Here is a 19,739-nt window from a genome sequence, read left to right on the forward strand (position 1 = left end):
AGGAGAGTGATCCATGGAACAAAATCGTCGTGACGTGCTGCGCATCGCCAGCATTATGGGGCTGGCAGTCGCTGCCGGCCTGATCAAGCCGGGCGAAGCCTGGGCGCAGGCACAGGATTGGAACAAGAGCGCGTTTGATGCAAAAAACCTGGGCGACACCGTCAAGGCCCTGGGCGGCAGCAACGCGGCTGCATCGTCCGCGGTACAGATAGAAGCACCGGACATCGCCGAGAACGGCGCCGTGGTGCCGGTTGCCGTGTCGTCCACACTGCCGAACGTACAGCAGATTGCCATCGTGGTTGAAAAGAATCCGGCCGCCTTGTCGGGCACCTTCGCCATTCCGGCCGGTACCGAACCTTATGTGGCAACCCGCGTCAAAATGGCGCAGACCTCGAACGTGCACGCGCTCGTCAAGGCTGACGGTAAATGGTTTGTTGCGACCAAGGAAATCAAGGTCACCCTAGGTGGCTGCGGCGGTTGATTTTTGTCGCCCGGCCCGGTCGGCAGCCTATGCCACCGGTGCCACCGATAGCAGATAAATTATTCAGGAGAGCAGCATGGCTGACCCAATGCGTATACGCGCAACAGAAAAAGCAGGCGTGACCGAAGTCAAGGTATTGATGAGCCACGAAATGGAAACCGGCCAGCGCAAGGATGGCGCGGGCAAGATCGTGCCGGCCTGGTTTATCCAGAACGTGTCTTTCAAGCACAAGGACAAGGAAATTTTTACCGCCCAATTCGGCACATCGATATCGAAAAATCCCTTGCTGTCCTTCCGCTTCAAGGGTGCGGAAAAAGGCGACAAGATCATCGTCAACTGGGTGGACAACCACGGCGACAAGCGCCAGGACGAAGGCACCGTCATTTAAGACGCTAGCCGGGTCCGTATTCCTGCACTCATATCGCAGCGGCATCACGGGAGATAAAATGAAAATGATCGATAAGCTGTTCCTGGCGGCCGGCATACTGCTTGTGGCTTGCGCAGCAAGCGCGCAGCAGGGCAAGGATGATCCCTTGACCAAGTACCGCGATATGCTGGCGGGCGACAATCCGGCGGAACTGTCTGAAATGAAGGGCGAGGCCCTGTGGAAGACCGCGCGCGGCCCGAACAAGGTCAGCCTGGAAAAATGCGATCTCGGTGTCGGTGCTGGCGTGGTCGTCGGCGCGTATGTGAAGCTGCCGCGCTATTTTGAAGATACCAAAATGGTCCAGGATCTGGAGTCGCGCCTGGTCACCTGCATGGTGAGCTTGCAAGGCTATACGGCGGCGGACGCAAAGAAAAATCCTTTCTCCTCCCCCGGCAAACCTTCCGACATGGAGGCGCTTGCGTCTTACATCACCAGCCAGTCGCGCGGCATGAAGATGGCGACACCTTTATCGCATCCGAAAGAAAAAGAAGCCTATGCGATAGGCAAGCAGATTTTCTACTATCGCGCCGGCCCATATGATTTTTCCTGCGCTACCTGCCACGGTGCGCCGAACCTGCGCATACGCCTGCAATACCTGCCCGACCTGACCAATCCCAAGGACGCGCGCGAAGCTTACTCCACCTGGCCTGCATACCGCGTGTCCCAGGGGGAAGTAAGGACCATGCAGCACAGGTTGAATGACTGCTTCCGCCAACAGCGCTTCCCCGAGCCGCTGTACACATCGGACGCGATCACTGCGCTGACGATGTTCCTGGCCAAGAATGCCGAGGGCGCCACTTATAACGCGCCAGCACTTAAACGTTGAGGCGGGAGATCATGATGAACAAGAAAAATGCTTCCATAGCCGCCGGGGTTGCCGGGCTTGCAGCCCTGGTGCTGGCCGGTTGCGCCGGCATGGGCGCGATGAACGGACCATCCGATGCCGATGCAGCCAAACTGGCGCAGCAAACGATGAAAGCCTCTTTTGTCACCAGCGGCATTGCGTCGATAGACAGGCTGACCCAGGATGAATTGCAGCAGCTATGCACTGAATATGCAGGCAAGGAAGTGCCTAAGGAAATCGGCGAAAAAATCGAGAAGGCGCAACAGGCGGCAATTGTGATGCCGGCGTCTGGAAATTTGATCGGCAACTGGCAGGAAGGTGAAAAGATTGCGCAAAACGGGCGCGGCATGACTTTTACCGACAAGGCAGGCGATCCGGGTGGCGGCAATTGCTATGCCTGCCACCAGATTGCGCCGCAGGAAATCTCCTATGGCAATATTGGTCCGTCGCTGTACAACTACGGCAAGCTGCGCGGCCAGAGTCCGGAAGTGGTCGCGTATACGTATAAGAAAATCTATAACTCCCAAGCCTTTGCCGCCTGTTCCAATATGCCGCGTTTCGGACATCAAAAGATACTGAGCGAGACGCAGATCAAGGATCTGGTCGGCTTGTTGCTGGATCCGCAATCGCCGGTGAATAAATAGCCTGATCCGGTAGCCAAACTGGATTAGCGATAGCCGCGAATTTTAGCCAACCGGAGCGCGAATGCACAGGCGAGAGTTTCTACAAATGCTGGCAGCGGCCGCTGCTGCCGGCATGCCCTTGTCCAGATATGCCCACGCTGCTGGCTCGGCAGATTCAGTTGAGTCCGCGAGTGCAGGCAGCAGCATGTATCAACTGCCGGCCTTCGGCAATGTGCACTTGCTGCATTTTACCGATTGCCATGCGCAACTGAACCCCATCTACTTCCGTGAGCCCGATGTCAATCTGGGCTTTGGCGAGCAGTTCGGCAAGCCGCCGCATCTGGTCGGAGAGTCATTACTCAAAGCCTATGGCATCAAGCCAGGCACGGTGGATGCGCACGCATTTACCTACCTGGACTTTGCACAGGCCGCGAAAACCTACGGCAAGGTTGGCGGCTTCGCGCATCTGGCCAGCCTGGTCAGGCAATTGAAGAATTCCCGGCCGCAGGCTTTACTGCTGGATGGCGGCGATACCTGGCAAGGTTCGGCAACGGCCTTATGGACCAAGGGCCAGGATATGGTCGAAGCCTGCAAATTGCTGGGCGTGGATGTAATGACTGCACACTGGGAGTTCACGCTGGGCGACAAGCGCGTGCAAGAAATCATCGCCAAGGATTTGGCCGGCAAGATCGACTTCGTCGCGCAAAACGTCAAGACCAATGATTTTGGCGATCCTGTGTTTACCCCGTATGTGATCAAGCAAATCAACGGCATTCCTGTTGCCATCATAGGCCAGGCGTTTCCGTACACGCCGATTGCCAATCCGCGCTATATGGTGCCGGACTGGACCTTCGGCATCCAGGAAAAAGAAATGCAGGCCACAGTCAATGATGCGCGTGCCAAAGGTGCGCAGGTCGTCGTGGTGCTCAGTCATAACGGCATGGATGTGGACTTGAAGATGGCGGGCCGGGTGACCGGCATAGACGCGATCATGGGCGGCCATACGCATGATGGCGTACCGGCGCCGGTGATCGTCGCCAATGCCAGCGGCAAGACGCTGGTGACGAATGCGGGTTCCAATGGCAAGTTTCTCGGTGTGCTGGATTTTGATGTCGTGCACGGCAAGGTCAGTGATTTCCGCTACAAGCTGTTGCCGGTATTTTCCAATCTGCTGCCTGCCGATAAAGAGATGCAGGCATTGATCACGCGTGTGCGTGCGCCGTATGCGCAGCAGTTGGGGGAGCAACTGGCCATCAGCGAAGGCTTGCTGTACAGGCGCGGCAATTTCAACGGCAGTTTTGATCAGTTGATACTGGATGGCCTGATGGCCGAAAAAAATGCCGAGATTGCTTTTTCACCGGGCTTCCGCTGGGGGACATCCCTGCTGCCGGGCCAGGCCATCACGATGGAACACCTGATGGACCAGACCGCGATCACCTATCCATATACGACGGTGACGATGATGAGCGGCGACACCATCAAGACCATCCTGGAAGACGTGGCTGACAATCTTTTCAATCCCGATCCCTATTACCAGCAGGGCGGCGACATGGTGCGCGTAGGCGGCCTGCAATATGCGATAGATCCGGTGGCTGCAATGGGAAAGCGCATCAGCGATATGCGCCTGGGCGGCAAGGCAATCGAGGCCGATAAGCAATACAAGGTGGCAGGCTGGGCGCCGGTGGCGGAAGGTGCCAGCGGCGAACCGGTATGGGATGTGATGGCGCGTTATCTGAGATCGCAGAAACAGGTGAGCGCCCGCAGGCTTAATCAGCCGGTGATCAAGGGCACACGCGGCAATCCCGGCATGGAGGGCGCAACGTGACGCTGCAGGCACGCTGGCACAGGCATTTGCTACTGCTATTGGCCATCGCGTTTTGCGGCCTGGCGGCGCAGACGGCGTGGGCGAAGGAAACGCCTTTGCCGGCGGCCGTCAACTTGCGGCAGGAAGCTGTATTGGCCGGTAAGCAAGGAATGCCGTTGATCCTGATTGTCAGCCTGCCTGAGTGTCCTTATTGCGAACAAGTACGCCGTCAGCATCTGGTGCCCATGTACAAGCAGGGCATAGTGGTGCGCCAGGTGTATATCAATAGCGAAGAAAAATTGACCGGCTTCGACGGCCAGCCTGTCAGCCAGAAGCAGCTTGCGTTGAACTATGCAGTGAAGGCGGCACCGACGGTGCTTTTCCTGGATGCGCAAGGCAATTACCTGGCTTCACCCATAGTTGGTGCCTTGCTGGAAGATTTTTACGGTGCCTATCTGGACGAGGCGATTGACACCGCTAAACAGAAGCTGGCGCAGTAATCACTCGCCCCTGTTATGAGATTATGAATTGATAAGTGCGTGATAAGTGCGTGCTAAGTGCGGCCTACAATGGACGCGGTAGCGATCAGTTCTTCTATCAATGCCAGCGAAACCTTGCCCGACATCGCATGCGGATTAAGTTCCGGCAAGTCTGAATATTTCAGCAGGATGGAAGGATTGATCTTGCCCAGGTTGGCTTGACCCATGGTCCAGCCGCTATAGCGGCGCTCCAGGATTTCTTCATAGTGCAGCAGCACCACATCGGTATGCCGGCTGTCCTTCAGGATATGCGCATACAGGGTATTGACCGCTTCGCGGCCGCCCTCCAGCACCTGCATGAAGACATGGTCGCTATGGCAGAGCACACCGGTGATGCCGTTCTTGGGATTGTGCGTGCGCGACTGCTGCATGATGTCGGCGATCACATCGCACAGTTTCTGGTCTGCGGCGCGGCTGGCGTACAGTAGTCGGACTAGCATGCAGGTCTCCTTGGCTTCATATCGAATAGTGGCCCGTAGTGTGACCCATTATCGCTTAATCAGCGACAGAAATTCACGGCGCAAATTAGGATCTTTCAGAAAAGAGCCGTGCATCACACTATTGATCATCTTCGCATCCATGTCTTTCACGCCGCGCCAGTGCATGCAGAAGTGATCCGCTTCCATCACCACCGCCAATCCATCCGGCTGCATCTTGCCTTGCAGCGTATCGGCCAGTTGCACCACGGCTTCTTCCTGGATCTGCGGACGGCTCATCACCCATTCGGCGATCCTGGCGTACTTGGACAGGCCTATCAGATTGGAATGCTCATTCGGCATCACGCCTATCCATACCTTGCCTATGATGGGGCACAGATGGTGCGAGCAGGCGCTGCGTACCGTGATCGGGCCTATGATCATCAATTCGTTCAGGCGTGATGCATTCGGAAACTCGGTGACCGAAGGCATGGGCACATAGCGGCCCTTGAACACTTCATTGATGAACATCTTGGCGACCCGGCGGCCGGTATCTTGGGTGTTGTGGTCGCTGTCGGTATCGATAACCAGGCTTTGCAGCACGCCTTTCAGTTTGGCTTCCACTTCGTCCAGCAAGGCATCCAGCTCGCCGGGCTGGATAAACTGGGCGATATTGTCATTGGCATGGAAGCGGGTTTTGCTCGCCTGTATGCGTTCGCGTATACGTTGCGAGACTGGAATAGGGGTATCGACAGGAGTCAGGTTGGTAGGCATGCTTGCTTCCGATTATTGGAGCCCACCTTTTTTCATCATGGCCATCTTGTCTGGCAGGACCCGGTAAGGGGATGAAATGGGCTCTTTTGTTGTGTTTACATGCTAATGGTAACTGAAATGGGCCGGAGTTGCCCTTGGGAGCATCAAAGTTGCTCCGTACTCGCGCTCAGGCAGAGGCTTTGCCGGATGCTTTGTTGGCATCTTTTTCGGCTTTCCAGGCCCGCAGGCATGCCGGGCAATAGCATTTTGCATCGGCATCTATCGCGATGCTGCTGGCCGGCAATTCCTCCAGGCGCAGTTTGGGCATGGCGCCGCACCAGCAGTCCTGGCCGGTCTGGTCGGCCATGCAGCAGATGAATTCGGCATTGCAACGTGGACAATTGCTCATCAGGACATCTTCTTCTATCGTGTTCAAATCGCCATCAATTATCGTCAATTGTCAGCGGAAGGCGAGTCCTGGAACTGCATTTTCTTCATCGCCTGGCGTATGGTCTGCATTTGCCCGTTGAAATTGGTGCAGGCATCGCACACGCTCAGGTGCAGGCGTAGCCGGGTGCGCTCGAACATCCCCAGATCCCGGTCCAGGCCTTCGGAGACTATCTTGTGCGCTTCCTTGCATGTGAGTCTGATCAGCATATTTTTTCCTGCAATTTTGTATTATTCGTTGCTACTTTTTTACCACGGACCGACCGCGCCACAGCCTGTTGGCAGTCAAATCACAGGCCTCAGGCCTGTTTGCCAAACCAGTTCAAATCCAGGCATTCCCTCAGCCGCAGGCGTGCACGATAGAGAACTACCCAGACATTAGACGTGGTCAGCGCCAATTCCTTACAAATTTCTTCGGTATCCAGCTCCAGCCATTCACGCATCATGAACACGCGGGCGGTCTTCTCCGGCAGTTTTTCCAGGCAGATTTCCATTACCTTGAAAAAGTCCTTCTGCTCCAGCGTCGCATCCGGGTCTCCCCAGGCCCTCGGCCTTTCCTGCGTGTGGCCGTCTGCGGTGAACAGGCTGTCTATCAGGTCGGCTTCGGATTCATCATCCTCGACCTGTAACTGCTTTTCCTTGCTGGAAGCCCGCAGGCAATCGATGATCTTGTACTTCAGTATGCCTATCACATAGGTGCGCAGCGACGACTGGCCGGCAAAGTTTTCCGGTTTTTCCAGTATCGCTAGCAGCGCATCCTGCACGGCGTCTTCCGCCAGCGTATCGTTTCGTAATTGCAGCAGGGCGAAGCGCAGCAGTGCGGGACGCATCGCTTCCAGCTGATGGTAGAGGGTTTGGCTTGATGTCATTTGAGCAAAATATTGGAAATCCGCGACTTATTCGGGGCATAAATACGTACAGTGAGCAAAGAAACTTGGGCTATTTCCCTGTAAAATCCTGAAAATCGAATTCAAGACACCCATCAGGATACATTATGAGCATTGCAACCGATACTGAAACGGCTCCGATTGATAAATTGGCCTCCGTCGCTCCGGAAATCAAGGCAGAGATTCTAGCGGAAGCGCTGCCTTATATCCGTAAATTTCACGGAAAAACCATCGTTGTCAAATACGGCGGCAATGCGATGACCGAGGAGCGCCTGAAACACGGCTTCGCGCGCGATGTGATCCTGTTGAAGCTGGTTGGCATGAATCCTGTCGTGGTGCACGGCGGCGGCCCGCAGATCGACAATGCGCTGAAAAAGGTGGGCAAGCAGGGCACTTTCGTGCAGGGCATGCGTATCACCGATGAAGAAACCATGGAAGTGGTGGAATGGGTGCTCGGCGGTGAAGTGCAGCAGGATATCGTGATGCTGATCAACCATTACGGCGGCCAGGCAGTGGGCCTTACCGGCAAGGATGGCGGCCTGATCCGTGCCCGCAAGATGAAGATGGCGGACCGTGAAAATCCGGGCCAGTTCCTGGACATCGGCTTCGTCGGTGAAATCGATGCGATCAATCCGGCTGTGGTCAAGGCGCTGCAGGACGACGCCTTCATCCCCATCATTTCGCCTATCGGCTTCGGTGAAGACGGCCAGGCTTACAACATCAATGCCGACCTGGTTGCCGGCAAGATCGCAGAAATCCTGAAGGCAGAAAAACTGATCATGATGACCAATATCCCTGGCGTGCTGGACAAGCAGGGCAACTTGGTTACCGACTTGTCGGCGCGCGAGATTGACGAAATGTTTGCCGACGGTACGATCTCCGGCGGCATGCTGCCGAAAATCTCATCTGCGCTGGATGCGGCCAAATCCGGCGTTAATACGGTTCACATCATTGATGGCCGCATTGAGCATTCGCTGCTGCTGGAAGTGCTGACCGAGCAGGCTTTCGGCACGATGATACGCAGCCACTAGACATCCCTACGCCAGGGCCGGAGCGGTATCGCCGGCCCTGTCATCCCATACCAGAAACTCGGGCAGCACCCGCTGCCTGCAGTGAAGCCTCTATGAAGCATACGCGCTCCAAACTTGTCTGGCTGTTTGACCTCGACAATACCCTGCACAATGCCTCGCACGCAATCTTCCCGGCCGTGAATGTGAAGATGAATGCGTTCATGGCGAGGGTATTGGGGGATGGCGTCAATCCGGCCGATCCGGTGACGGTGGATGCTGCCAGATTGTTGTACTGGCGCCGCTATGGCGCAACGCTGATGGGCCTGATCAAGCACCACGGCGTGAATGCCGATGAGTTCCTGCACGAAGCGCATACCTTCGACGACCTGTCTGCGATGATACGCGCAGAGCGCGGGCTGGGCGGCTTGCTGAGGCGCCTGCCGGGGCGCAAGATACTGCTGACCAATGCACCGCGCAAATATGCGCGTGACGTAGTGGGTCATCTGGGCCTGCACCGGCATTTTGCCGAGCATATCCCCATCGAAGACATGCGCGTGCACGGCAGGCTCAGCCCCAAGCCTTCGCGCCAGTATCTGCGCAAGCTGGTGGCCAGGCTGGGTGTCCGCGCCGGCAATTGCGTGCTGGTGGAAGATACGGTAGCCAATTTGCGCGCGGCCAAGCAGATAGGCATGCGCACCGTTCTGGTGACCCAGTACCTGCCGCGGCGGGCCAGCACGATAAAATCAAAAAAATCTGCCGCTTGCATAGATGTAACAGTAAAATCCGTACAGCAGCTGCCGGGTCGTCGATGGCCTGCGCGCTGAATTTCGTAGCTGAAGCAGAAACGGGTCGCAAGACTGGGGGATTTTCCCCGGTTGGATAGTGCGGCTCCAAGAACTATAATTGCATCCACCATCCAAAAAAATAAACATGGCAACCACCAAACCGGGCGAGCGTAAGCTGCAGATACTCCAGACCCTGGCCGCAATGCTAGAAAATCCCAAAGGTGAAAAAATCACCACGGCGGCGCTCGCTGCGAAGATAGAAGTATCGGAAGCGGCGCTGTACCGCCATTTCGCCAGCAAGGCGCAGATGTTTGAAGGTTTGATCGAGTTTATCGAGTCCTCGGTCTTTGGCCTGATCAACCAGATCAGCCAGCAGCATGAGGACGGCCTGATGCAAGCGCAGGCCATCGCGCTGATGCTGTTGAATTTTTCTGAGCGCAATCCGGGCATGACCAAGGTGATGATAGGCGATGCACTGGTCAATGAGGATGAGCGCCTGCAGATGCGCATGAACCAGTTTGTCGAGCGCATGGAGCTGGCCTTCAAACAGGCCTTGCGCCTAGCCGTCACGCAAGGCAATGTGGCCGAAAATGAAGTCGGCAGCCGCGCCAACATGCTGTCCAGCTTTATAGTCGGCCGCTGGCACCGCTATGCGAAAACCGGCTTCAAGCATTCGCCGACCGAGCATAGCGCGATGCAAATCGCGCTGCTGCTGCGTTAGAAGCTGTTGCGCTAGACTTTCAATCCCGCTTCAACCGTATAAGTCCGGTAGCTGTTCTTGCCGCCGGCTTTGGCCGCCGCCAGCGCGATATCGCCATTGCGTAGCAATTGCTTTTGTTCTTGCGCGTGCAGAGGCGAGCAGGCCAGCCCTATGCTGGCGTTGACGACCACATTCTTGCCATATAGCGTTATAGGCTGGCGTATGATGGCCAGGATCCTGTTTGCCAGGGATTCGGCCAGCGCAATACTGCCGACTTGCGGCAAAATCGCGGCAAATTCATCCCCGCCTATGCGGCACAATGTGTCCGTGCCTCGCAAGGTTGTGCTCAGGCGCAGGGCGATGGTGGATAAGACCATATCCCCAGCTTCATACCCATAACCGTCATTGATCAGCTTGAAGTCATCCAGGTCGATAAACATCAACGCCGCCAGCTCGCCGGTCTCTATCGACTCGTCAATGCTGTGCACCAGCACGCGATGGAAGTAGTGCCGATTGGGCAGCCTGGTCAGGCTGTCATGGTTGTCCAGGATATCGACTTTTTGTTCTTCCTCCCTTTGCAGCCGGATGATCGTTTCCTCGCTGGACTCCCACACATTGATGCGAGCCAGCATCTGGTTCACATGCTGGATCAGCGCAGTGAATTCATGCCTGCCGTCATTCCAGATGCGCAGGTTATAGTCATTCAGGCCGACTACCTGTTCCGAGACATTGCATAACTCATGGACAGGCTGCAATGCCTCGACTTGCCAGCGGGTCAGCGCATACGCGGCGATAGCCAGGATGGCGGCTATCAGCAGCAGTCCCAGCAGGAACAGCCATAGCAGTTCCTTGTAGACAGGCGCCGTGCTGACCTGCAATTGCAATTTGCCGACGATTTCTTCATCCAGCAGGATGGGGGCGGCGACGCTGAGCTGGCTGAGGCCCCAGCTGGTATGCACGGCATTATTGCCTGGCACTAGCTCCGCCCCGGGAGTGCCGTTGAACTGGCTCAGGCTGTCCCAGCCGGCAAAATGACGGCCCTGCTTGTCAAAAACCTTGATGGAAGTCAGACCTGGACGGTTGCCGGTATTCAGGATCTGGTTTTGCGCCGCATTGATATCCTTGTCCACCAGTGGCGTCGCCAGGTTGGCCGCCAGCGTATCTGCCTGCCACAAGGTTTCGCTGCGAAGATGTTGCTGCGCAAAGAACATGCTGAGTAACAAGAAGCCCAGCAGCGCGGCTATCAGGCTTGCCGATAGGGCTTTGGCATTGAAACCCAGAAATTTTCTGACCAGCGGCAAATTGAGTGTAGCCCTCTGCATGTATTCCTCGTTTGGAGATTTCAAGCATTATCAATGAATATTGGTAAAATTGAAAGATTGCTTCTGTAACTGATATTTATACTGCGCCTGATGCAGCCGGCGCCTTCTGCGGTTACACTGCACGGCATTTCCTGCTGCAATAGTGTTGGTCCAATGATCGTGTCTCATTTGTTCACAGCTTCCGTTTCTTCCCCGCTTTCCGACCATTGTTTTGCGCTGCTGGATGATGCGCAGGCAGACGTTTCCAGCGCCGTTTCGCGCCTGTATACCGGTTTAACCGGTGTTCTGGAATGTGTCGATGCTGCCTCCTGGCCGGTGATGCTGGAGCAGACCCAAGCCGCAGTGCATGGCGGCGCGTATGCGGTCGCCTTGTTTTCGTATGAGACGGGCGCGCAACTGCATGCTATCCACTCCGATGCTGGTTCGCCGCCGGCCGGGGCATCTCTGCCGTCGCGGATATTACTGTTTGCGCGATGCGAGCACCTGGATGCCGGACAAGTACAGGCCTGGCTGGATGCACGCATTGCCGCCGAGGCTGCTGAGGCCGCTGCAGGCGAGGGCGTGGCGCCGGATTGCCCTGCCGGCGTTGCCAATATCCGCGCCAGCGTGGACGAAGCGGCTTTCTCCGATGCGATCGCCAGGGTGCGCGCTTATATTGCGGCCGGCGACACCTACCAGGTCAACTACACTTACCGCCTGCATTTTGATGCCTATGGGTCACCGCTGGCCCTGTATCGCCGTTTGCGGCAGCGCCAGCCTGTGCCCTATGGTGCGCTGATCCTGCTGCCGGATGGTGCCGCAGTGCTGTCGCTGTCGCCCGAGCTTTTTGTGCGGCATGAAGCCGGCAAACTGACTGCCAGGCCGATGAAGGGTACTGCCGCTGCCAGCGGCGACGTCGAGGAAGACCAGCGCCGCTCGCAAGACTTGGCCACCGACCCCAAGAATCGCGCAGAAAATCTGATGATCGTGGATTTGCTGAGGAATGACCTCGGCCGCATTGCGGTGACCGGCAGCGTACGCGTGCCCCGCCTGTTTGAAGTCACCCGTTTTTCCCGCGTGCTGCAGATGACGTCAACGGTGGAGGCCAGCCTGCAACCGCATCTGGGGCTAAGCGAAATAATGGGCGCACTGTATCCTTGCGGATCGATTACCGGCGCGCCCAAGCGCCGCACGATGCAGATTATCTGCGAGCTGGAAACCGAACCGCGCGGCATTTATACCGGGGCGATAGGCTGGTTTGATCCGCCTGTTGAGGGGCACGCGATAGGCGACTTTTGCCTGTCGGTACCGATACGCACTTTGTATCTGCAAGCGCAAGAGAATGCCGTGGCACCGGTGCGCAAGGGTGTACTGGGAGTAGGCGCCGGTATCGTGCACGATAGCGTGGCTGCCGATGAATATGCAGAATGCCAGTTGAAGGCCAGCTTTTTGACCGGCCTGCCGGCGGAGTTCGAGCTGTTTGAGACCATGCAGGCAACCGAGGCTGAAGGTTGCAGGCACTTGCAGCGCCATCTGCGCAGACTCGCCGCGTCGGCTGCCTACTTCGGCTTTAAGTATGACGAAGCGGCCATCCTGGCGCGGCTGCATCAGTGGCGCAGCGGATCTGAGAATAGATCAGAAAGCGGATTGGATGAGCCGCACAGCGGCAGCGCATACAGGCTGCGGCTGGCGCTGAATTCTGCAGGCACGGTCAGCCTCAGCAGTGCCGAGCTGCAGCCTTTGGCTACACCCGCCAGGGTTTTGCTGGCGGCGAATTTTTTGCCTGCCCCGGTGGCGACCAGTTCCAGTGATCTGTTCCTGCGTCACAAGAGTACGGTGCGCACACGCTACGATCAGGCCTGGAAGCGGGCGGAGCAGCACGGTGCATTTGATATGCTGTTCTTTAATGAGCACGGCTATCTGACCGAAGGCGGACGCAGCAATGTGCTGCTGCAAAAAAATGGCCGCTGGACGACGCCGCCGCTAGCCGACGGTGTATTGCCAGGCGTGATGCGCAGTGTCTTGCTGGATGACCCTGTATTCCAATTGAGCGAACAGCGGGCGACGCTGGAAGATTTACGCAGTGCCGATCAGGTCATGCTGTGCAATGCCCTGCGCGGCATGTTCAGGGTCGAGGTAATTTTTTAAACCGGCAGGCGGATACGGCTGAGCATTTCATCGGCCACCCATGTCTGCAGCCAGCCGGCAATCTGCGGGGTGATGGCGGGGTTTCTCTCAGCGGCGATTGCGCAGACTTCGGAAAAGCTGTGTTCTTGCATCAAGCCTTGCAGCGCATTCTGTTCCTCGCTGGCCAGCGAGCGGAAATGGGCCTGCAGGTCTTTGCGCCAAACCAGCCAGCAAGATGCGGCCTCATCCTTTACGGCCGCTGGCGGGTCCTGCTCTTCGTTCAGCGCCAGCCAGATTGCTACCGCATTCCATTGCATGGACAGGAAATGCAGCGAAGGATGGCAGGCAAATCCCAGGTGTTCCCAATCTTCTTCCGCGAGCGAACGCAAATCATCCAGTACCAATACCGGTGCGTCTTCTGCATCGAAGGCCAGGCCCAGGGCCCATTCGAAAGCAGCGAGTTCTGCAACTACCGGATGTTCCGGCAGGCGGCTGGCCAGGAAGGTGGGGAACCGGGCTCCGTACCAGCGCAGGTTGCGATGTTGCGATGGATAAGTTGCGATATAGTCTTCGCAAAAAGCATGGAACATGTCGTCGCCCAGATAGCTATGCGTCTTGCCGAATGCATCCGACATGGCATCGCGTAGGCGTATCCGGTATGCGTTGTAGTAGATGGCCAGGCGCTCTGTGGCCGGCAGGCCGAATTGCTGCCGTACGTCGCCGAGTATTTCAGGCTGTGCCGTCTCTTCTCCCAGCAGATAGCCCTGAAATTTATCCTGTATGGCCTGAGTTACCGCGCTCATGCAAAAGTCTCCATGCGTGGCCGCTGTGTTTCGGCGCACACTCTCTGTGCAATACTGCGTGCCACATCCAGCTCCGCCACCAGCTCTGCCAACGGAGGAATATTATCGTCGCGCTCTATCATGCTGGCTACTTGTCCAAAGCGGCGCAATGCCGCTGCGTATAAATCCCAGACCGGATCGACAATAGGGTGGTCATGGGTATCGACGATATGCGTGCCGTGATTGCTGTGTCCCGCCAGATGGATTTGCTGCACGCGTCCGGATGGTATGCCTTTCAGGTAATCAAGCGGATCGAAGCCGTGATTGAAACTGCTGACATAGATGTTGTTCACGTCCAATAAAATCAGGCTGTCTGATGCTTCCGCCACTGCTGCGACAAACTCCCATTCCGGCATGCTGTCGCTATTGAAGGAAACGTAGCTGGACACGTTTTCCAGCACCAGCTGGCGTCCCAGCGTATCTTGCACGCGGCGGATATTGTTCGCTACCAGTTTTACTGTTTCTTCGGTGTATGGCAAAGGAAGCAGGTCATGCATGTTCCTGCCGTGCACGCCGGTCCAGCATAAATGGTCTGAGACCCATAAAGGCTGCACCCGCTGCATCAGTTTTTTCAGATCGTGCAAATAGTCGTCGCCTGGGCCTTCCGGCGTGCCTATGGACATCGATACGCCATGCATGACCATAGGATAGTCGCGCCGTATCCTGTCCAGCATCGCCAGGGGTTTGCCGCCGGGAACCATATAGTTTTCAGACAGGATCTCAAACCAGTCCACCGCTTGCGGTGCGGCGAGTACTTCCAGATAGTGATCGGTGCGCAAGCCCAGGCCGAAACCTGGGGAAGCCGTACGAGTATGCATGCGAAGACGATTCCAGTTAAAAAAAGGTGCGCAGGCTGTCATGCAAAAGCAGCAGCGAGCGCACCAAGTGCCGTTTCTCTATAGCTATAGAAGCTTACAGGTCTACGACCAGGAGAAAATGCTACCGGTATTATTTTGCATCCAGGATTTTGCCGTTTTTAGCTTTGCATTCAGCGGCGGAAGTTGTCACGAAGCCGTGGCCCTTGCAGGAATTTTGACCTTTGCAGGCGTTTTCTGCTGTCTTGCATTCAGCAGTGCCTTTGCAGCTATTGATGCCGGAACATTGTACTTTGGCAGCACTGGATGCAGTGTCTGCTGCAAAGGATGCACCGGACAGTGCCATTGCGGCGGCGGCAGCGGCGATCAGAGCGCCAGTTTGGATAGCTTGTTTCATCGTATTCTCCAGTATAAGGAAATGTGTCTCATGGGATTAAGTACGCTGCTTCGGATCCACTCTTCTTGTATCCTGCCGCATCGACTTATGCATCTGTCGCGCCAATTCAGGATAACTTACAGCATAGAACAAAATTTTTTAAAGATATGCGAAATTGTCAGGCCGCAGCCTTTGGCAGGCATTGTGCAAATCCGGGGCAAAAATTCCTCCCCCAGTTGTGTCATCCGGGCGGACAGGCTACACTTGGGTAATTAACCGACCAAGCGGTCGGAAAATGCACAAAAACAATAATTAAAGCTGAGCCGAACAAAAGAACTACAACAAAGAGCACCTATTCCAAACGAGGAGACATCGATGAAGAAGAAGTTTGCGTTGGCACTGATCCCTGCTTTATTGTCGCTACTGGTAACTGCGAGTGCGTCGGCCCAGATCAAGATAGGCGTCAACGTTTCCGCGACCGGACCTGCTGCGTCGCTGGGTATTCCAGAGAAAAATACCTTTGCGCTGCTCCCCAAGGAAATTGGCGGCAAGAAGGTCGAGTACTTCGTGCTGGATGATGCGTCCGATACGACAACTGCCGTCAAGAATGCCCGCAAACTGATTGCCGAAGACAAGATCGATGCCTTGATAGGCTCCACCATCACGCCCAATTCGCTGGCGATGATAGACGTGGCTGCGGAAAATGAAGTGCCGATGATCTCGATGGCGGCTTCGTCTGCCATTGTGGCGCCGCTGGATTCCAAGCGCTACTGGGTATTCAAGACTCCGCAGAACGATTCCCACATGGCAACCGCGATTACCGGCCATATGAGCGATGCGGGCATCAAGACCGTGGCCTTCATCGGCTTTGCCGACGCCTACGGCGAAGGCTGGTACAAGGAATTTTCCAAGCTGGCCGAATTGCGCAAGCTGAAAGTCGTGGCGAATGAGCGCTTTGCCCGCAATGACACCTCGGTCACCGGCCAGATCCTGAAGATCATGTCGGCCAATCCTGATGCTGTGCTGATCGCGGGTTCGGGCACGCCTGCTGCATTGCCGCAAAAGACATTGAAAGAGCGCGGCTATAAAGGCCAGATCTACCAGACCCACGGCATTGCCAATAATGATTTCCTGCGGGTTTGCGGCAAGGACTGCGAGGGCACCTGGCTGCCTGCCGGTCCTTTGCTGGTGGCAGAACAATTGCCTGCCGACAATCCAGTCAAAAAATCTTCACTCAGGTACCTGGGCGCGTATGAAAAAGCCTATGGCGCGGGTTCCATCTCCACTTTTGGCGGCCATGCCTGGGATGCGGGCCTGCTGCTGGAAGCCGCCATTCCTGTTGCGCTGAAGAAGGGCGAGCCGGGCACCAAGGAATTCAGGGCTGCGCTGCGCACCGCACTGGAAAACATCACCAACCTGCCGACATCGCATGGCATCGTCAATATGAGCTCTACCGATCACCTGGGCCTGGATCAGCGCTCCCGCGTGATGGTGCAGATTGTCAATGGCAAATGGAAGCTGCTGGGCCAGGCCAAGTAATAGCAGGCAGGCATTTTTTAATATAAGGGAGCGGTCGCTCCCTTTTTTTGAGCAAGTAGCTGAAATACATCCAGGCCAGCCTTAGCTTCAGTAGCCGGCCGCAGCTTTATGCAAAGAATTTGCAGGACAGGACACTCACAAAATGGATTTATCTATTGCCGCCATCCTGGCTCAGGACGGCATTACCAGCGGGGCGATCTATGCGCTGCTGGCACTGGCGCTGGTGCTGGTGTTTTCAGTTACCCGTGTCATTTTCATTCCCCAGGGTGAGTTCGTTGCTTTTGGCGCGCTCACGCTGGCGGCGATACAGTCGGGCAAATTTCCGCACTCCATTACCTTGCTGGTTGCGCTGGGTATCCTAAGTTTTGTGCAGGAGATAGTTGGTATGCTGCGCGCCAGGCAGCGCAGCGCGCACTTTGGCCGCGATGCCGGCATCTCGCTGCTGAAATTCATCATGTTGCCCGGCTGTTTGTGGCTAGGTACGCGCAGTGTGGCAGTGCAGGAGTGGCCGCTGTATGCGCAGGTGATGCTGGCGCTGGTGACAGTGATACCTATGGGGCCGATGATCTACCGGCTGGCCTACCAGTCCCTGGCGGAGGCCAGCACGCTGGTGCTGCTGATCGTCTCTGTCGGCGTGCATTATGCGCTGACCGGCATAGGCCTGGTGATGTTCGGCGCCGAGGGTTCGCGTACGACGCCGTTTTCCGATGCGCGCTTCGAGATGGGCGCTTTGGCCATTTCCGGCCAGAGCCTGGTGATCATAGGCGTATCCGGCGCCTTGATCGCCGCGCTGTATTTTTATTTTGAACGCACGTTGTCCGGCAAGGCCTTGCGCGCGACGGCGGTCAATCGCCTCGGTGCGCAACTGGTCGGCATCGGTACCACGCAGGCCGGCCGGCTGGCATTTACGCTGGCGGCGGCGATGGGCGCTTTTTGTGGCGTGCTGATTGCACCTTTGACGACGGTTTATTACGACGGCGGCTTCCTGATCGGACTGAAAGGCTTTGTCGGCGCTATCGTCGGCGGCCTGGTCAGCTATCCGGTGGCAGCGGCCGGCGCGGTGCTGGTTGGCCTGCTGGAATCGTATTCCTCATTCTGGGCCAGTGCTTACAAGGAGGTCATCGTATTTACACTGATTATTCCAGTCTTGCTGTGGCGTTCGCTCAGCAGCAAGCATAGCGATGAGGATGAAGAGTGATGAAGCAAGGATTCAATCGCATTTATCTCGTATTCCTTATCGCAGTCATCCTGCTGCCTCTGCTGCCTACGCCTGAATTCTGGATTACGCTGGCCAACTACATAGGCTTGTATGCGATCGTCGCATTGGGCCTGGTGTTGCTGACTGGTGTCGGCGGCCTGACATCGTTCGGCCAGGCTGCCTTTGTCGGGCTGGGTGCCTATTCCACTGCCTACCTGTCCACCAGCTTCGGACTGTCGCCCTGGCTGGGCCTGTTGGCAGGACTGGCGCTGACGATGCTGGCTGCCTATACGATAGGCGTGATCACGATGCGCCTGTCCGGCCATTATCTGCCGCTGGGTACGATAGCCTGGGGCCTGTCGCTGTTTTTCCTGTTCGGTAACCTGGAGTTCCTGGGCAAGTACGATGGCCTGAACGGCATTCCGCCGGTAGATCTGTTTGGCTTCAAGCTGGACAGCGGCCGCCGCATGTATGCGCTGATCTGGCTAATGCTGCTATTGGCTATCATCGCCGTGCAAAACCTGCTGCAGTCGCGTCCAGGCCGTGCGATACGCGCACTGCGGGGCGGCGGTGTGATGGCCGAAGCAATGGGCGTCAATACGGCGCGCATGAAAGTGATCATCTTCGTTATCGCTGCAATGCTGGCCAGCATTTCCGGCTGGCTGTATGCGCATTTGCAGCGCGCGGTGAACCCCACGCCCTTCGGTCTGAATGCGGGTATCGAATACCTGTTCATGGCCGTGGTCGGCGGCGCCGGCCACGTGTGGGGGGCCTTGCTGGGATCAGCGCTGCTGACGTTGCTGAAGGATAAATTGCAATCGATCTTGCCGGCCTTATTGGGCGCCAACGGTAATTTCGAGATCATCGTTTTTGGCATCCTGCTGATATTGCTGCTGCAAAGGGCAAGGGATGGCGTCTGGCCTTACCTGAGCAAGCTGTTTGCGCGCTGGTTGCCGCCCGCCCCGGAAATTGTGGTTCCCGCCAATGCGCAGGCACTGCCGGTGCGCGAAAAGCCGGGTGGCGGCCAGGTGATACTGGAAGTGGATCTGGCACGCAAGCAGTTCGGCGGCCTGGTCGCCGTGAACGATATGCAGTTCAGCGTAGGCTCGGGCCAGATAGTCGGTCTGATAGGCCCTAACGGTGCCGGCAAGTCGACGATGTTCAACCTGGTTACCGGCGTGCTGCCTTTGACATCTGGCACGATACGCTTTTTCCGTGACGGCAGCCTGCAGGCCATCAGCGGCCTGCCGTCGCGCGAGATCGTCAAGCTGGGCATAGGGCGCACCTTCCAGCATGTACGATTGCTGCCGACGATGACGGTGCTGGAAAACGTCGCGATCGGCGCCCACTTGCGCGCCAAGCATGGCGATATCAGTGAAGTCATTTCCAGCGTACTGTGCCGCAACCAGAAGATAGAAGATGCGCTATTGCTGGAAGCAAAACGCCAGCTGGAGCGCGTGGGCCTGGGAGCGATGCTGCATGAAGAAGCCGGCAGCCTGGCACTGGGACAGCAGCGGATCCTGGAAATAGCGCGTGCGCTATGCTGCGATCCCAGCCTGTTGCTGCTGGATGAACCTGCGGCCGGCTTGCGCTACAAGGAAAAGCAGGAGCTGGCGAGCCTGCTGAACAAACTGAAGGCCGAGGGCATGAGTGTGCTGCTGGTGGAGCATGACATGGATTTCGTGATGAACCTGACCGACCACCTGGTGGTGATGGAGTTTGGCACCAAGATTGCAGAGGGCCTGCCGCAACAAGTGCAGCAAAATCCCGCAGTACTGGAAGCCTATCTCGGCGGTATAGATTAGCCTTAGCGCATCTGGATAAA

Annotated in this window: 22 protein-coding genes; 13 read left to right on the forward strand and 9 right to left on the reverse strand. The window is 56.7% G+C overall.

The window, feature by feature from the left end; all coding sequences use genetic code 11:
- Positions 1-13 precede the first annotated feature (13 nt).
- From soxY to IEW12_RS19610, 6 genes are all read left to right on the forward strand, one after another.
- Positions 14-481, forward strand: coding sequence for a thiosulfate oxidation carrier protein SoxY (gene soxY, locus IEW12_RS19585; protein WP_188567789.1), 468 nt, complete (start codon positions 14-16; stop codon positions 479-481).
- A 76-nt stretch (positions 482-557) separates the two neighbouring features.
- The gene (gene soxZ, locus IEW12_RS19590; protein ID WP_188567790.1) at positions 558-869 is read left to right on the forward strand and encodes a thiosulfate oxidation carrier complex protein SoxZ; all 312 of its coding nucleotides are present in this window, start codon (positions 558-560) and stop codon (positions 867-869) included.
- Between the two features lie 58 nt (positions 870-927).
- On the forward strand, positions 928-1,734 hold the full coding sequence (soxA, locus tag IEW12_RS19595; protein WP_188567791.1) for a sulfur oxidation c-type cytochrome SoxA: 807 nt from the start codon (positions 928-930) through the stop codon (positions 1,732-1,734).
- A gap of 11 nt (positions 1,735-1,745) precedes the next feature.
- The gene (gene soxX, locus IEW12_RS19600; RefSeq protein ID WP_308789148.1) at positions 1,746-2,396 is read left to right on the forward strand and encodes a sulfur oxidation c-type cytochrome SoxX; all 651 of its coding nucleotides are present in this window, start codon (positions 1,746-1,748) and stop codon (positions 2,394-2,396) included.
- A 61-nt stretch (positions 2,397-2,457) separates the two neighbouring features.
- A complete protein-coding gene (gene soxB, locus IEW12_RS19605) occupies positions 2,458-4,200 on the forward strand; it encodes a thiosulfohydrolase SoxB (RefSeq protein WP_188567792.1) in 1,743 nt (580 codons plus the stop codon).
- Positions 4,197-4,679 (forward strand): thioredoxin family protein, encoded by a 483-nt coding sequence (locus tag IEW12_RS19610; protein ID WP_188567793.1) that lies wholly within the window; start codon positions 4,197-4,199, stop codon positions 4,677-4,679. Before soxB ends, IEW12_RS19610 begins: the two co-directional genes overlap by 4 nt.
- 53 nt (positions 4,680-4,732) lie before the next feature.
- On the opposite strand, the gene IEW12_RS19615 is transcribed toward IEW12_RS19610, so the two are convergent.
- From IEW12_RS19615 to IEW12_RS19635, 5 genes are all read right to left on the reverse strand, one after another.
- A complete protein-coding gene (locus tag IEW12_RS19615) occupies positions 4,733-5,158 on the reverse strand; it encodes a BLUF domain-containing protein (RefSeq protein ID WP_188567794.1) in 426 nt (141 codons plus the stop codon).
- A 48-nt stretch (positions 5,159-5,206) separates the two neighbouring features.
- Positions 5,207-5,908, reverse strand: coding sequence for a GTP cyclohydrolase I (gene folE / locus IEW12_RS19620; RefSeq protein ID WP_188567795.1), 702 nt, complete (start codon positions 5,906-5,908; stop codon positions 5,207-5,209).
- A 166-nt stretch (positions 5,909-6,074) separates the two neighbouring features.
- Positions 6,075-6,296 carry a cysteine-rich CWC family protein gene (locus tag IEW12_RS19625; protein ID WP_188567796.1) on the reverse strand — a complete coding sequence of 74 codons (222 nt, stop codon included), beginning with the start codon at positions 6,294-6,296 and terminating at the stop codon, positions 6,075-6,077.
- A 44-nt stretch (positions 6,297-6,340) separates the two neighbouring features.
- Positions 6,341-6,544, reverse strand: coding sequence for a zf-HC2 domain-containing protein (locus IEW12_RS19630; RefSeq protein ID WP_188567797.1), 204 nt, complete (start codon positions 6,542-6,544; stop codon positions 6,341-6,343).
- Between the two features lie 89 nt (positions 6,545-6,633).
- Positions 6,634-7,203, reverse strand: coding sequence for a sigma-70 family RNA polymerase sigma factor (locus IEW12_RS19635; RefSeq protein ID WP_188567798.1), 570 nt, complete (start codon positions 7,201-7,203; stop codon positions 6,634-6,636).
- Positions 7,204-7,328: 125 nt separating this feature from the next.
- On the opposite strand from IEW12_RS19635, the gene argB reads away from it, so the two are divergent.
- The 3 genes from argB to slmA all read left to right on the forward strand — a co-directional run bounded on the left by argB (position 7,329) and on the right by slmA (position 9,737).
- A complete protein-coding gene (gene argB / locus IEW12_RS19640) occupies positions 7,329-8,252 on the forward strand; it encodes an acetylglutamate kinase (RefSeq protein WP_188567799.1) in 924 nt (307 codons plus the stop codon).
- A gap of 92 nt (positions 8,253-8,344) precedes the next feature.
- Positions 8,345-9,055 carry a pyrimidine 5'-nucleotidase gene (locus IEW12_RS19645; protein WP_188567800.1) on the forward strand — a complete coding sequence of 237 codons (711 nt, stop codon included), beginning with the start codon at positions 8,345-8,347 and terminating at the stop codon, positions 9,053-9,055.
- 106 nt (positions 9,056-9,161) lie between these two features.
- The gene (gene slmA / locus IEW12_RS19650) at positions 9,162-9,737 is read left to right on the forward strand and encodes a nucleoid occlusion factor SlmA (RefSeq protein ID WP_188567801.1); all 576 of its coding nucleotides are present in this window, start codon (positions 9,162-9,164) and stop codon (positions 9,735-9,737) included.
- An 11-nt stretch (positions 9,738-9,748) separates the two neighbouring features.
- Here the strand turns inward: slmA and IEW12_RS19655 are convergent, their stop codons facing one another.
- Positions 9,749-11,038 (reverse strand): sensor domain-containing diguanylate cyclase, encoded by a 1,290-nt coding sequence (locus IEW12_RS19655; RefSeq protein ID WP_188567802.1) that lies wholly within the window; start codon positions 11,036-11,038, stop codon positions 9,749-9,751.
- Between the two features lie 153 nt (positions 11,039-11,191).
- On the opposite strand from IEW12_RS19655, the gene pabB reads away from it, so the two are divergent.
- Positions 11,192-13,165, forward strand: coding sequence for an aminodeoxychorismate synthase component I (gene pabB / locus IEW12_RS19660; RefSeq protein ID WP_188567803.1), 1,974 nt, complete (start codon positions 11,192-11,194; stop codon positions 13,163-13,165).
- Here pabB and IEW12_RS19665 read toward each other — a convergent pair.
- The 3 genes from IEW12_RS19665 to bufA2 form a co-directional block, all read right to left on the reverse strand.
- On the reverse strand, positions 13,162-13,947 hold the full coding sequence (locus IEW12_RS19665; RefSeq protein WP_188567804.1) for an HvfC/BufC N-terminal domain-containing protein: 786 nt from the start codon (positions 13,945-13,947) through the stop codon (positions 13,162-13,164). The two genes, pabB and IEW12_RS19665, sit on opposite strands and share 4 nt — an antisense overlap.
- The gene (gene bufB, locus IEW12_RS19670; protein ID WP_188567805.1) at positions 13,944-14,804 is read right to left on the reverse strand and encodes an MNIO family bufferin maturase; all 861 of its coding nucleotides are present in this window, start codon (positions 14,802-14,804) and stop codon (positions 13,944-13,946) included. The genes IEW12_RS19665 and bufB overlap by 4 nt, the downstream gene beginning before the upstream one ends.
- A gap of 130 nt (positions 14,805-14,934) precedes the next feature.
- Positions 14,935-15,198 carry a BufA2 family periplasmic bufferin-type metallophore gene (gene bufA2 / locus IEW12_RS19675; protein WP_188567806.1) on the reverse strand — a complete coding sequence of 88 codons (264 nt, stop codon included), beginning with the start codon at positions 15,196-15,198 and terminating at the stop codon, positions 14,935-14,937.
- 354 nt (positions 15,199-15,552) lie between these two features.
- On the opposite strand from bufA2, the gene IEW12_RS19680 reads away from it, so the two are divergent.
- From IEW12_RS19680 to IEW12_RS19690, 3 genes are all read left to right on the forward strand, one after another.
- Positions 15,553-16,716, forward strand: a complete 1,164-nt coding sequence (locus IEW12_RS19680) for an ABC transporter substrate-binding protein (RefSeq protein ID WP_188567807.1) — start codon at positions 15,553-15,555, stop codon at positions 16,714-16,716.
- Positions 16,717-16,858: 142 nt separating this feature from the next.
- Entirely contained in the window at positions 16,859-17,914 is a 1,056-nt protein-coding gene (locus tag IEW12_RS19685; RefSeq protein WP_188567808.1) for a branched-chain amino acid ABC transporter permease, read from the forward strand.
- Positions 17,914-19,719 carry a branched-chain amino acid ABC transporter ATP-binding protein/permease gene (locus IEW12_RS19690; protein ID WP_188567809.1) on the forward strand — a complete coding sequence of 602 codons (1,806 nt, stop codon included), beginning with the start codon at positions 17,914-17,916 and terminating at the stop codon, positions 19,717-19,719. Before IEW12_RS19685 ends, IEW12_RS19690 begins: the two co-directional genes overlap by 1 nt.
- The last annotated feature ends 20 nt before the right edge of the window (positions 19,720-19,739 follow it).

Source organism: Parundibacterium terreum (assembly GCF_014636315.1).
GTDB lineage: Bacteria > Pseudomonadota > Gammaproteobacteria > Burkholderiales > Burkholderiaceae_D > Undibacterium > Undibacterium terreum.

What these genes read in the sequence shown, in the direction of transcription:
- soxY (WP_188567789.1), top strand. Translation starts at nt 14, where the DNA reads ATGGAACAAAATCGTCGTGACGTGCTGCGCATCGCCAGCATTATGGGG.
- soxZ (WP_188567790.1), top strand. Translation starts at nt 558, where the DNA reads ATGGCTGACCCAATGCGTATACGCGCAACAGAAAAAGCAGGCGTGACC.
- soxA (WP_188567791.1), top strand. Translation starts at nt 928, where the DNA reads ATGAAAATGATCGATAAGCTGTTCCTGGCGGCCGGCATACTGCTTGTG.
- soxX (WP_308789148.1), top strand. Translation starts at nt 1,746, where the DNA reads ATGATGAACAAGAAAAATGCTTCCATAGCCGCCGGGGTTGCCGGGCTT.
- soxB (WP_188567792.1), top strand. Translation starts at nt 2,458, where the DNA reads ATGCACAGGCGAGAGTTTCTACAAATGCTGGCAGCGGCCGCTGCTGCC.
- IEW12_RS19615 (WP_188567794.1), bottom strand. Translation starts at nt 5,158, where the DNA reads ATGCTAGTCCGACTACTGTACGCCAGCCGCGCCGCAGACCAGAAACTG.
- folE (WP_188567795.1), bottom strand. Translation starts at nt 5,908, where the DNA reads ATGCCTACCAACCTGACTCCTGTCGATACCCCTATTCCAGTCTCGCAA.
- IEW12_RS19625 (WP_188567796.1), bottom strand. Translation starts at nt 6,296, where the DNA reads ATGAGCAATTGTCCACGTTGCAATGCCGAATTCATCTGCTGCATGGCC.
- IEW12_RS19630 (WP_188567797.1), bottom strand. Translation starts at nt 6,544, where the DNA reads ATGCTGATCAGACTCACATGCAAGGAAGCGCACAAGATAGTCTCCGAA.
- IEW12_RS19635 (WP_188567798.1), bottom strand. Translation starts at nt 7,203, where the DNA reads ATGACATCAAGCCAAACCCTCTACCATCAGCTGGAAGCGATGCGTCCC.
- argB (WP_188567799.1), top strand. Translation starts at nt 7,329, where the DNA reads ATGAGCATTGCAACCGATACTGAAACGGCTCCGATTGATAAATTGGCC.
- IEW12_RS19645 (WP_188567800.1), top strand. Translation starts at nt 8,345, where the DNA reads ATGAAGCATACGCGCTCCAAACTTGTCTGGCTGTTTGACCTCGACAAT.
- slmA (WP_188567801.1), top strand. Translation starts at nt 9,162, where the DNA reads ATGGCAACCACCAAACCGGGCGAGCGTAAGCTGCAGATACTCCAGACC.
- IEW12_RS19655 (WP_188567802.1), bottom strand. Translation starts at nt 11,038, where the DNA reads ATGCAGAGGGCTACACTCAATTTGCCGCTGGTCAGAAAATTTCTGGGT.
- pabB (WP_188567803.1), top strand. Translation starts at nt 11,192, where the DNA reads ATGATCGTGTCTCATTTGTTCACAGCTTCCGTTTCTTCCCCGCTTTCC.
- IEW12_RS19665 (WP_188567804.1), bottom strand. Translation starts at nt 13,947, where the DNA reads ATGAGCGCGGTAACTCAGGCCATACAGGATAAATTTCAGGGCTATCTG.
- bufB (WP_188567805.1), bottom strand. Translation starts at nt 14,804, where the DNA reads ATGCATACTCGTACGGCTTCCCCAGGTTTCGGCCTGGGCTTGCGCACC.
- bufA2 (WP_188567806.1), bottom strand. Translation starts at nt 15,198, where the DNA reads ATGAAACAAGCTATCCAAACTGGCGCTCTGATCGCCGCTGCCGCCGCC.
- IEW12_RS19680 (WP_188567807.1), top strand. Translation starts at nt 15,553, where the DNA reads ATGAAGAAGAAGTTTGCGTTGGCACTGATCCCTGCTTTATTGTCGCTA.
- IEW12_RS19685 (WP_188567808.1), top strand. Translation starts at nt 16,859, where the DNA reads ATGGATTTATCTATTGCCGCCATCCTGGCTCAGGACGGCATTACCAGC.
- IEW12_RS19690 (WP_188567809.1), top strand. Translation starts at nt 17,914, where the DNA reads ATGAAGCAAGGATTCAATCGCATTTATCTCGTATTCCTTATCGCAGTC.